Genomic DNA, 9,893 nt, shown 5'->3' on the forward strand with positions numbered 1-9,893 from the left:
CGAAACTATGCAGAGCCACGAACAGCCGAAACCCCACGAAGGAGCGGAACAGCACGCATGGCTTCTGCATAGTCACGGTCTCGGCATAGGTCGATGCAGAGCAGGTCAACGCGGCCGTAGCGGGCGAATCAGCCCGGCTTTGCCCGCGGCTTTGTTGGGCAGGAAGCTGCCCGGCTGATCAGGGTCGGGCTTCGGTGCGGGGGCCCGGCTCATGTTGCGGATCCTGAGGTCTTCGTGCGCGATGAAGTCGTGTTCGCGTACGAGGTCGAGCGCGGTTTTGTGCGCGTGATCGAGGCGCTGGCGGCGGACCTTGCGATGCAGGGCGGCGACGTTCTCCACGGCCTTGCGGCGGCGTTTGCTGCCGCGCTTGCACCGGGACAGCGCCCGCTGAGCCCCTTCGAGCTTCCCCGCAGCCTTCCAGCCGTGACGCGGGTTCTCGACGAACCCGCCGCCCGAGTCCGCGAGGAAGTTGGCAATGCCCAGGTCGATACCGACCACGCTGCCGGTCGGGGGCGAAGCCTCGGGTGCGGCCTGTTCGGCGGTCAGCACGACGAACCACTTACGGCCCTCGCGCGTGACGCGCGACGGGAGCGACGTGGGCGAGTTGGCGGTCTTCTTGGCGGGGCGGGTGTCGGTGGAGGCGCGGGCCATTCTGCGGTGACGGATCTTCGCGGTGACGGGCTGTGAGGTGCGGCTGCGAATACTGGGCCACCAGCTCGTCCAGGCGTTGCATGGTGGCCTCGTTACGCGAGGCGACCCAGTCGATGCGGCCCTCGGGTATGCCCGCGAGTTCCATGACGGGGCGCTGGCCGGCGGTCGGCTACCGCGGTGTGGTGGCGAGGTTCAGGTCGGTGCAGGTCACTTCGGGGACGCTGGTTGTACAGCTCGGACAGGGCGACGGTGTACTCGAGGAGGGTGCGGGTGTGGAGCGTGCTGTAGGGCCGCACTCGGAATGTCCTGTTCCGATGTGCCGACCTGGTCTTTCTCAAAAACCTCAGATGCAGGAGATGGCACTTCTGACTCACCGCGTTGTCCCTTGACTCACTGCTCGACGGCAGCAGGCCGTGCAATTCGAAGGGGAGCAGTTGTCCATTCCTGTGGATAACCGAAGCGCGGTGGCGGGTTGGCGCCCTGGATGCCCTGTCGGTCGGCCGGCAATCCCTCGTTCGGCATGTGGCAGTCAGCCGGCCGGCAGCACATCCACGCCGAGCGCCGTAAGTTGTTCGACGACGGCGTTGTGGGGGTCGGCGTCGGTGATCAGTCCGCTGATCTTCTCCAAGGGCAGAACGCGGAACCGCGATGCCGTACCGATCTTCTCGGACGAGGCGAGGACGTAGGTGTCCGCGGCCCGCGCGGCCAGGGCGCGCTTCATCGCGGCCTCCTCGGCGTCGCCGGTGGTCAGTCCCGCCTCCGGGTGCACGCCGGTGACGCCGATGAGGCACAGGTCGGCGGAGACGTTCTGCGCGGCCTCGACCGCGGCCGCACCGCAGGCGACCGCGGAGTGCTTGAAGATGCGGCCACCGAGCAGGAAGAGCTCGACCTGCGGGTGGTCGAGCAGGGTGGCGGCGATCGTCGGACTGTGGGTGATCACGGTGCAGGCCAGGTCCTGCGGGAGCGCGTGGGCGACGGCCAGGGCGGTGGTACCACCGTCGAGGATCAGCGCGCCGCCCGGCCGGACCAGCCCAGCAGCCACCGAGGCGACCTTCCGCTTGCCGCCGGGGGCCACGGTCTGCCGGGCGACGTAGTCCGCCACGGCCGGGGAAACAGGGAGTGCCCCGCCGTAGACCCGCTGACACAACCCCTCCGCCGCGAGATCGCGTAGGTCGCGTCGCACGCTGTCCTCGGAGATCCCCAGTTCGGCAGCGACGTCCTTGGCGACGATCTTGCCCTCGTGGGCGAGCAGACCAAGCAGGTGGTCACGGCGTTCAGCAGCCAGCATCCGCACTCTCTCCTGTTCTTGCACGTTTCTGCATGTATCTTAGCGCCCCATGACGAACAAGCCCATGCTCATCCTGATCGCCGGGCCCTACCGCTCCGGCACCGACGGCGACCCGCAGGCCATGGCCGCCAACCTCGCCCGCCTCGAAGCAGCCGCCTGGCCCGTCTTCGCCGCCGGCCACCTCCCCGTGATCGGGGAGTGGATCGCCCTGCCCGTCCTGCACTCAGCCGGCGCGGGCCCCACCGACCCCCTCGCCGACCAGGTGCTCTACCCGACCGCCGGCCGCCTCCTCGCCCACTGTGACGCCGTGCTGCGCCTGCCCGGCGACTCCACCGGAGCCGACCAGGACGTCGCCACCGCCCGCCGCCACGGCCTGCCCGTCTATCACGACGTGGCCGAGATCCCCCGCCGCACCCCACAGGAGACCGCGTGACTAGCCGCCCCGGCATCGACACCCCTGACCACCGCGGCCGCACCGGCCTCGACCTGGCCGGACGCGACCTGGACCGCAACCCCGGAGTGATGGTCCGCGACGTCGAGCTCACCTCCCAGGGCTGGCATGTGCTGCGCCGCACCACCTTCGACTACCGCCGCCGCGACGGGCGTTGGGAGACCCAGCAGCGCGAGACCTACGACCGCGGCAACGGCGCCGTCGTCCTGCCGTACGACACCGGACGTCGCTACGTCCTACTCACCCGCCAGTTCCGGTACCCGGCCTACGCCAACGACCACCCCGACGGCATGCTCGTCGAAGCGGCCGCGGGGCTGCTCGACGCGGACGACCCGCCGACCGCCATCCGGCGCGAGAGCGCCGAGGAACTCGGCGTCACGCTCGGACCGCTCACCCACGTCCTCGACGCCTACATGAGCCCCGGCTCCGTCACCGAGCGCCTCCACTTCTTCGCCGCTCCCTTCACCCCGGCCGACCGGACCGGGACCGGCGGCGGACTCGAGGAAGACGGCGAAGACATCGAGGTCCTCGAACTGCCCTTCGCGGAAGCCCTCGCCATGACCCGCGACGGGCGCATCACCGACGGCAAGACCATCCTGCTCCTGCAATGGGCAGCCCTGGACGGACCCTTCGCCCCCGCAGCGGGCAGTCGCTGACAACGCCGCCCCCAGGGTGAACGGACGGCACCGCCCCCGCACGACCGGAGCGATCGTGCGGGGCAACGGACCATCCAGGCCGGACCAGGTGACCGGGGACGTGAGGGAACCCGCCCGCCCACAACGGACCGGCCCCCCGGAGGGCCGTCACTGAACGGGACACGAAAGCGGGAACCCAGCGCATCCAACACCGTTCGGGATGCGCCCAGTACGCAACAGTGGGTCCAGGACTCACTCATGCACACTGGCCAGGAACGGTTGTCCAAGATGATGCACATCGGGGCGCCCTCGGGTCGGGCGGCGCCAATCGACTTCAGTGCGGCCAGGGTGCGGGTGGTGCCCTTGCGGCGGCGGTTGACGCCCCACAGTGTGTCGTCGACGACGAAATAGCAGCTGTGGAAGTAGGTCACGCCGTGGGTGCGGTGACAGGTCGCCGACAGACGGTTGGGGTTGCCCCGCTTCGCCCAGCAGGAGCCTTGGGTGGGCCGAATCCCGAGGGGCTCGAACTCATCGAAGACAAAGACCTGGTCCGGAAGCGCTTCAGCACCCTCTCGGCAACGGGGCGGATGAGGGCTGAGCGAAGATCAAGGGACGGCCGGGGCAGTGATCAGTTTGCGAGCCGTTGCCTCGGTCAGCCACTTCAGGGCCGGGCAGCGGCGATACGGGTGGGGGCCGGAGGCGGGCCCGGCTCACGCGGTCACCTTGGCGATGAACGCGGCGAGGTTCGCCACGGTCCGCTGGACCTTCTCCTCCAGGGTGAGGGACTCGTGGAGGCGTGCGCCGATGCCCGCGTCCTTCTTCCCGCGGACATAGAGGGAGCAGGCCAGGTCGCTGCACATGTAGACGCCGACTGAGTTGCCCTGCTGCCCGGCCTTCCCGGACCTCGGCGCGACCATGAGAGAAACGCCCCCGGTGTGGGTGGTCACACACACCGAGCACATGCTGCGTCGCATCTGCCAGGAGCCGACATCGGAGGAGCGCAGCTGGACGCCGAGCGGGCGGCCGTCCAGCTCGATCACAAAGTAGGCCCGATCGGGGGCCTGAGGATCTCGCCAGCCCAGGAAGTCCAGGTCGTCCCAGCACTGCTCGGCCAGGTCACGGGGGACGCTCAGTCGCTTGGCCTCGCCCTTGGTGCAGTTCACAAACGCGGTACGAATCTCTTGCTCAGTCAGCGGCTTCATAAAAGACACGCTAATTTGCCTAATTTGATTAGGCAAATGCATAATCATCGATGTCAGGGGGGGAGATGCGATTCGGAGGATGAACATGGCACGGGCCGGACGAGTAGGACTGACCACGGAGCGCCTGGTCCGGGCGGGGGCAGAGCTGGCCGACGAGGTCGGCTTCGAGCAGGCGACCCCCGCGGAACTCGCCCGGCGGTTCGGCGTCAAGACCGCGAGCCTGTACTCGCACGTGAAGAACGCCCACGACCTCAAGACCAAGATCGCCCTGCTCGCCCTGGAGGAACTCGCCGACCAGGTCTCCACCGCCGTGGCCGGGCGGGCCGGCAAAGACGCCCTGAGCGCTTTCGCGAACGTCTACCGCGACTACGCCCTCAAGCACCCGGGTCGCTTCGCCGCAACCCAGTTCCGGCTCGACCCGCAGACGGCGGCCGCCAGCGCCGGCGTCCGGCACGCCCAAATGACACGGGCGATCCTCCGCGGATACAACCTGGCCGAACCGCACCAGACACACGCGGTGCGGCTGCTGGGCAGCGTCTTCAGCGGCTACGTCGGCCTGGAGACCGCCGGCGGCTTCAGCCACAGCGCCCCCGAATCGCAGGAGAGCTGGACCGAGATCCTCAACGCGCTCGACGTCCTGCTGCACACCTGGCCCACCACCTCCTGACCAGGCCCTTCCGGCCGCCCCGCCAACTGACGCTCCAGATCGAAGAGGCCGACGAGATGAACACCGAGCACGACTGGACCACCACCCCCATCACCGCCGGCCTCCTGCGCGGCGCCCTCGACCTGGAGCGCACCGAACGCGGTGTACTGCCCCACCGGTTGCCCGCGCGCGCCCGGCAGCAGATCCCCGACGGCCAGCTGGCCATGGCGGAGTCACAGCCCTCCGGAGTGCGGCTGGCCTTCCGCACCCGGGCCACCGCCGTCGAGCTGGACGTCGTGGCCACCAAGCGGGTTTACGTCGGAGCGCCGCCACGCCCCGACGGGGTGTACGAGCTCCTCGTCGACGGGCGGCTCGCGGGCCGGACCAGCGCGACCGAGGGCGACACGCTCACCATCGACATGGCCTCCGGAACCACACAAACCCGGCCCGGGCCGGTGGAGACCCTGCGCTTCACCGGCCTGCCCGACGACGAGAAGGACGTCGAGATCTGGCTGCCGCACGACGAGACCACCCAGCTGGCCGCCCTGCGCAGCAACGCCCCGGTCCACACACCACCGCCCAGCGGCCGCAAGGTCTGGCTGCACCACGGCAGTTCGATCAGCCACGGCTCCAACGCCGCCACCCCAACGGGGATCTGGCCCGCCCGAGCCGCCACTCTGGGCAAGGTGGAGCTGGTCAACATGGGATTCGGTGGCAGTGCCCTCCTCGACCCGTTCACCGCCCGCACCATACGCGACACCCCCGCCGACCTGATCAGCATCAAGATCGGTATCAACATCGTCAACACCGACCTGATGCGGTTGCGCGCGTTCGGCCCGGCCGTCCACGGTTTCCTCGACACGATCCGAGACAGCCACCCCACCACCCCGCTGCTGGTCGTCTCGCCCATCTACTGCGCCATCCACGAGAACACGCCCGGCCCCAGCGCCCCGGACCTCAGCGCGATGAGCGAGGGGCGGCTGCGGTTCGTGGCCACCGGCGACCCGACGCAAACAGCTGCCGGGAAACTGACCCTCACCGTGATCCGGGACGAGCTGGCCCGCATCGTCCAGCAGCGTGCGGCCACCGACCCGAACCTGCACTACCTCCACGGCCTCGACCTCTACAGCGAGGCCGACCACGCCGAACTTCCGCTGCCCGACGATCTGCACCCGGACCCCGCCACCCACCAGCGCATCGGCGAACGCTTCGCCCACCTCGCCTTCGGCGAAGACGGCGCTTTCACCGCGAAGAACCACTGACCGACCGCCGGCCAGGAAGGGCACGCCAGCGCACCCGGCCGGCATTCAAAGTGCCGTGCGGATGCCGCAAGCCCCAGGCCGGTGTCCTCCGCCTCCGGCGACGCCGGTCCATACGCCGGTAACCCGGCCGCGTTCCTCCTGCGGGCAGGTGGAGGTAGTCACGGCGAGGGTGATGGCCGTAATCATCGCCGCGCCCACGCCGCTGAGCAGGCGTGCGGCGAGCATGACCTCCGCCGACGGGACGAGACCCGCGAGCGCGCCGGCGACGCCGAAGCAACCAGGTCGGTGATCAGCATGGGCTGGCGGCTCTGCCGATCGCCGATCGCGCCGAGCGGAAGCAGCAGTGCAGCCAGCGTGAGGGTGTAGACGTTGATGGCCCACAGGGTGGTGCTCCGCAAGGCGCCGAACGCGATGCCGAGGTCGGGCTGCGCGACGTTCAGCCCGGACACCGAGGCGATCACTGCCATCAACGCGACACAGACGGCGATCAGAACGGTGCGGAGCTGACGCTCGTCCGGTGCACCCCCGCCGTGGGCGGTACCGCTTGCTCCAACCGCTGCCGCCTGTCAATCGGCGCGACTGTGGCACGCGCCATGCGCTTCTGCTGCTTCGTACGGCTGCAGCCGTTTTTCTTCGCCGCTTCCTTGGCGGCCCGCCCGCAAGGCCACGCGCGCCAGGTCGACGCCGAACACGTCGCTCACGCCTGCTTTTCGATTCGGCCGTTGCGGGTCCGGGTTGTCCAGAGGCTGCCGCTACCACCCGTGACCGGCACCGTGCGGCAGAATGGGGCCATGAGCGTCGTCAAGATCAACGTACTGACCGTCCCCGCCGAGCAGCGGGAGACGCTGGAGAAGCGCTTCGCCTCCCGTGCCCATGCCGTGGAGAGCTCTGACGGGTTCGAGTGGTTCGAACTCCTCCGGCCAGTCGAAGGCACCGACAACTACCTCGTCTACACACGGTGGCGTGACGAAGAGTCCTTCCAAGCCTGGCTGGAGGGCCCCATGAAGACGGCCCACCAGGGCAGCGGCGCGGAGAGCGGCGAGCGCCCTCAACCAGCGGCGAGCGGGTCCACGCTGTGGTCCTTCGAGGTCGTGCAGCAGGCGGCGCCGACAAGCGCGTAGACAGGTCGTCACGGCCGGCAAAGCGCAGGCGGGCGAGTCCTTCGTCGCGAGGCCGCCGTCGATTTTCGGCAGGACGCCGTTGTGGCTGGCCGACTGGCAGCGGCACTGCACGGCGGGGCGATGCGGGAGATATTCGCGGAAGAGGGCGTGCTCAGGTGTAGGCCCCGCCGGTCGTCAGGTCGGCGGGGCCGGTGATCTGGTGCCTCAGCTGGTAGTCAATTGATCAGCATGAACCTGGAACTCGACGTTGCCGTCGGACGGCGTCGCAGTTCAGGAAGGGATGGCGTCAGACTCTGGCATCGCCGATCGCGTCTGGCAGCCTGGATTCTCCGGCTGCCAGACCGCAGGCGCCGATCAGGGAGCCCGGCAATGCGGCACGACGGTGAGCAGCCCGCTCGGGACTGTGCGCCGGGCGGCCTCCGGCCTAGCCAGCAGCCCGACGATGGTGACCGGCTGGTTGCAGTGGGGATAGCTTCGGGTGGTGGTCGGTTCCAGGGGATCCCGTTCAGGCGCCTGCCGAAGGCCGGATCGTGCTGCTCTGGCGATCGCGGGCTGGCCGGCGGCAGGTTGCGTGGAGGGGGTGCTTCTCCGAGCCTGCCAGCGTGGTCTGCGTCCCGGGGGGCTAGCCCCAAGGCCGTGAAGTTTGCGGCTGGGTCATGTCGTCAAGGTCCTGCGGGCGTGAGGATTTCGATGCTCGTGGTGGCCTTGTAGCTGGTCCGATCGATGCGGGGGCCTCGGGCCTGGTATGTGGAGATGGCGCGTTTGACGATGCGAGGGCTGACGCGCAGGCGGCGGGCGGACAGCAGGTCGGCCAAGACGTGCCGCCCGATCGCGCCGACCAGATCGATGACGGTGCCGGCGATGACACCCGTGGCCAGAACGAGCTGGTCACGGGCGGCCTGCCAGGCGATGCTGAAGCTGGCCCGGTCCGGGTCGATGCCCGCTTGTGTGCCGGTCGCGTCCGCCATCGCGGTCCGCAGCAGTTGGTAGACCACGAGCAGGGCATAGATCTCCTGGTCGATGCCTTCGGGGGTGCGGGCCCGCAGGACACGGCCCCCGAGGATAGTCGACTTCAGTTCCAGGTAGGCCGTTTCGATCTCCCAGCGCTGGTGGTAGAGCGTGGTCAGCTCGGCTGCCGGGTGGCGGTGGTGGTCGAGCAGGGTCGTGGCGAGCCGGTAGAGGCCGGTGTATTTCCCGGCGGTGGTGGTGATGGTGATCTCGCAGTCGATGACGCGGACGCGCAGGTCGCCCAGCGTGGAGAGGTAGACATCCGATGCAGAAAAACTGTCAAGCGGTATCCGCGAGTTGAGTGTCTGACGGGATGGGGAAGGCGATCGTTTCGCTGTACTCGACGCGGTGGGTCAGGCAGTAGTGGAGGCAGCCGAGCATGCGGTTGAAGAGGTTGCGCTGGGCTGCGGTGTGACGGTCTCCGGCCTCGCGGCGGCGGTCGTAGTGGGCCCTGGCGCCGTCGGAGTGGGTCAGGGCGGCGAAGGCCCACACGTAGCCGATGGCGGCCAGCCCCTGTTCTTGACCCGGCGGGCCAAGACGGCCACGCTCTTGCCGGAGGCCCTGGTGATCGGGGCTGAGCCGGCGTAGGCCTTGAGGCCCCTGGCGTCGGCGAATCGGGATTGGTCGTCGCCGATCTCGGCGAACACCCGGGCGCCGCTGAGCGGGCCGAGCCCTGGGAAGCTGGTGATGATCTCGGCGTCCGGGTGCTTCTCAAAAGACTCCACCGCGGCCTCGGCGAGGTCGTCGGCGCTGACGCAGGCGGCCTCCAGCTGCCGCAGCAGCGCGAGCGTCTGACGCCCCATGGCCCGTTCGACCAGCGGGAGTTGGTGCATCTGGGGCAGGCGGAGCGCGGTGTGGAGGCGGTCGGCCTCGGCGTCGATGGTGTTCTTGCGGCCGGCCTTCTTCAGCAGGGACCGCAGCTGGGCGCGGGTGAGATGGGCGGCCTGTTCGGGGGTGGGGGCGGCGGCCAGCAGGGTGCGGGAGATGGGGTGGCACACGCCCTTGCGACGGACGCCGACGGCGGCCAGGAAGCCGGGGAAGTACTCGCGCAGATGCGAGGTGAGCTTGTTGGCGGCCTGGGTGCGGTCCCATACCGCGTCTTGTTGGGCGCGGGCGAGGACCGCGACGGCCTGGGCGAGCTCGGAGTCGGCGGGCAGCTGGCGGTGGGCGGCGGCGTCCGTGCGCAGGATGTTCGCCAGCACCATGGCGTGCGGTGCGGGCGGCTCGGACCACAAGCGTCAACGATCCGATCATGTGATCGGTCACGATGCCGACTGCGAGCGCCGGCACCCGCCGGTCTTCTTTGAGGGCTTATGCCCGGGTACCGGGTGGGCGTCGTGCCGGTGCCGGCACTCGACACCGTGATGGCCGGTGGGCGGGAGGAGTAGCGGCTCGACTCTGCGTTCAAGGGATCCGCATCCCGGGAACCCGCGTCGAGTCCGCCGACAACCTCCCGCGTTCAGCAGCGGGAGCCGATGAGCCGCTCTACCTTTAAACGCTCACGGCCTGGGAGCCGTCGAGGCTTCTCCGGCCCTGAGGTTCCCCCGAGATGCGGACGGATGTGACGGCTGGTCAGATGGATCTCATGAGAGGACCTGTGACCATGGCTGCCCCGAGGAAATACCCGCT

Annotated in this window: 9 protein-coding genes and 5 pseudogenes; 5 read left to right on the plus strand and 9 right to left on the minus strand. The window is 69.2% G+C overall.

Going from position 1 to position 9,893, the window contains the following annotated elements:
• Nucleotides 1–129: 129 nt before the first annotated feature.
• Together AB0N06_RS36490 and AB0N06_RS36495 are read right to left on the minus strand one after the other, a co-directional pair.
• Nucleotides 130–579, minus strand: a pseudogene (locus AB0N06_RS36490) (transposase); the annotation flags it as partial.
• A gap of 601 nt (nucleotides 580–1,180) precedes the next feature.
• Nucleotides 1,181–1,939: a DeoR/GlpR family DNA-binding transcription regulator gene (locus tag AB0N06_RS36495; protein ID WP_366138990.1), complete on the minus strand. Its 759-nt coding sequence runs from the start codon at nucleotides 1,937–1,939 to the stop codon at nucleotides 1,181–1,183.
• Nucleotides 1,940–1,988: 49 nt separating this feature from the next.
• Between AB0N06_RS36495 and AB0N06_RS36500 the strand changes: the two genes are divergently transcribed.
• Nucleotides 1,989–2,372, plus strand: coding sequence for a DUF4406 domain-containing protein (locus AB0N06_RS36500; protein ID WP_366138991.1), 384 nt, complete (start codon nucleotides 1,989–1,991; stop codon nucleotides 2,370–2,372).
• On the plus strand, nucleotides 2,369–3,046 hold the full coding sequence (locus AB0N06_RS36505) for an NUDIX domain-containing protein (protein ID WP_366138992.1): 678 nt from the start codon (nucleotides 2,369–2,371) through the stop codon (nucleotides 3,044–3,046). The genes AB0N06_RS36500 and AB0N06_RS36505 overlap by 4 nt, the downstream gene beginning before the upstream one ends.
• Nucleotides 3,047–3,297: 251 nt before the next feature.
• Here the strand turns inward: AB0N06_RS36505 and AB0N06_RS36510 are convergent.
• Together AB0N06_RS36510 and AB0N06_RS36515 are read right to left on the minus strand one after the other, a co-directional pair.
• Nucleotides 3,298–3,579, minus strand: a pseudogene (locus AB0N06_RS36510) (IS630 family transposase); the annotation flags it as partial.
• Between the two features lie 156 nt (nucleotides 3,580–3,735).
• Nucleotides 3,736–4,227, minus strand: coding sequence for an FBP domain-containing protein (locus tag AB0N06_RS36515; protein ID WP_366138993.1), 492 nt, complete (start codon nucleotides 4,225–4,227; stop codon nucleotides 3,736–3,738).
• An 85-nt stretch (nucleotides 4,228–4,312) separates the two neighbouring features.
• Between AB0N06_RS36515 and AB0N06_RS36520 the strand changes: the two genes are divergently transcribed.
• Entirely contained in the window at nucleotides 4,313–4,894 is a 582-nt protein-coding gene (locus AB0N06_RS36520) for a TetR/AcrR family transcriptional regulator (RefSeq protein ID WP_366138998.1), read from the plus strand.
• A 56-nt stretch (nucleotides 4,895–4,950) separates the two neighbouring features.
• Nucleotides 4,951–6,135 (plus strand): GDSL-type esterase/lipase family protein, encoded by a 1,185-nt coding sequence (locus AB0N06_RS36525; protein ID WP_366138994.1) that lies wholly within the window; start codon nucleotides 4,951–4,953, stop codon nucleotides 6,133–6,135.
• A gap of 84 nt (nucleotides 6,136–6,219) precedes the next feature.
• On the opposite strand, the pseudogene AB0N06_RS36530 reads toward AB0N06_RS36525, so the two are convergent.
• Together AB0N06_RS36530 and AB0N06_RS36535 are read right to left on the minus strand one after the other, a co-directional pair.
• Nucleotides 6,220–6,602, minus strand: a pseudogene (locus AB0N06_RS36530) (MFS transporter); the annotation flags it as partial.
• Nucleotides 6,603–6,701: 99 nt separating this feature from the next.
• Nucleotides 6,702–6,836 carry a hypothetical protein gene (locus AB0N06_RS36535; RefSeq protein ID WP_366138995.1) on the minus strand — a complete coding sequence of 45 codons (135 nt, stop codon included), beginning with the start codon at nucleotides 6,834–6,836 and terminating at the stop codon, nucleotides 6,702–6,704.
• 90 nt (nucleotides 6,837–6,926) lie between these two features.
• Here AB0N06_RS36535 and AB0N06_RS36540 point away from each other — a divergent pair, with 90 nt between their 5' ends.
• A complete protein-coding gene (locus AB0N06_RS36540) occupies nucleotides 6,927–7,256 on the plus strand; it encodes an antibiotic biosynthesis monooxygenase (protein ID WP_366138996.1) in 330 nt (109 codons plus the stop codon).
• Between the two features lie 662 nt (nucleotides 7,257–7,918).
• Here AB0N06_RS36540 and AB0N06_RS36545 read toward each other — a convergent pair.
• The 3 genes and pseudogenes from AB0N06_RS36545 to AB0N06_RS36555 form a co-directional block, all read right to left on the minus strand.
• Nucleotides 7,919–8,251 (minus strand): hypothetical protein, encoded by a 333-nt coding sequence (locus tag AB0N06_RS36545; protein WP_366138997.1) that lies wholly within the window; start codon nucleotides 8,249–8,251, stop codon nucleotides 7,919–7,921.
• Nucleotides 8,252–8,554, minus strand: a pseudogene (locus AB0N06_RS36550) (transposase); the annotation flags it as partial.
• Nucleotides 8,544–9,472: pseudogene (locus AB0N06_RS36555) on the minus strand (transposase); the annotation flags it as partial. The pseudogenes AB0N06_RS36555 and AB0N06_RS36550, both read right to left, overlap by 11 nt.
• Nucleotides 9,473–9,893 lie beyond the last annotated feature (421 nt).

The organism is Streptomyces sp. NPDC051020 (assembly GCF_040683105.1).
Lineage (GTDB): Bacteria > Actinomycetota > Actinomycetes > Streptomycetales > Streptomycetaceae > Streptomyces.

Excerpts from the sequence above, each read along its gene's own strand:
- AB0N06_RS36495 (WP_366138990.1), bottom strand. The coding sequence starts at position 1,939 with ATGCTGGCTGCTGAACGCCGTGACCACCTGCTTGGTCTGCTCGCCCAC.
- AB0N06_RS36500 (WP_366138991.1), top strand. The coding sequence starts at position 1,989 with ATGACGAACAAGCCCATGCTCATCCTGATCGCCGGGCCCTACCGCTCC.
- AB0N06_RS36515 (WP_366138993.1), bottom strand. The coding sequence starts at position 4,227 with ATGAAGCCGCTGACTGAGCAAGAGATTCGTACCGCGTTTGTGAACTGC.
- AB0N06_RS36520 (WP_366138998.1), top strand. The coding sequence starts at position 4,313 with ATGGCACGGGCCGGACGAGTAGGACTGACCACGGAGCGCCTGGTCCGG.
- AB0N06_RS36525 (WP_366138994.1), top strand. The coding sequence starts at position 4,951 with ATGAACACCGAGCACGACTGGACCACCACCCCCATCACCGCCGGCCTC.
- AB0N06_RS36540 (WP_366138996.1), top strand. The coding sequence starts at position 6,927 with ATGAGCGTCGTCAAGATCAACGTACTGACCGTCCCCGCCGAGCAGCGG.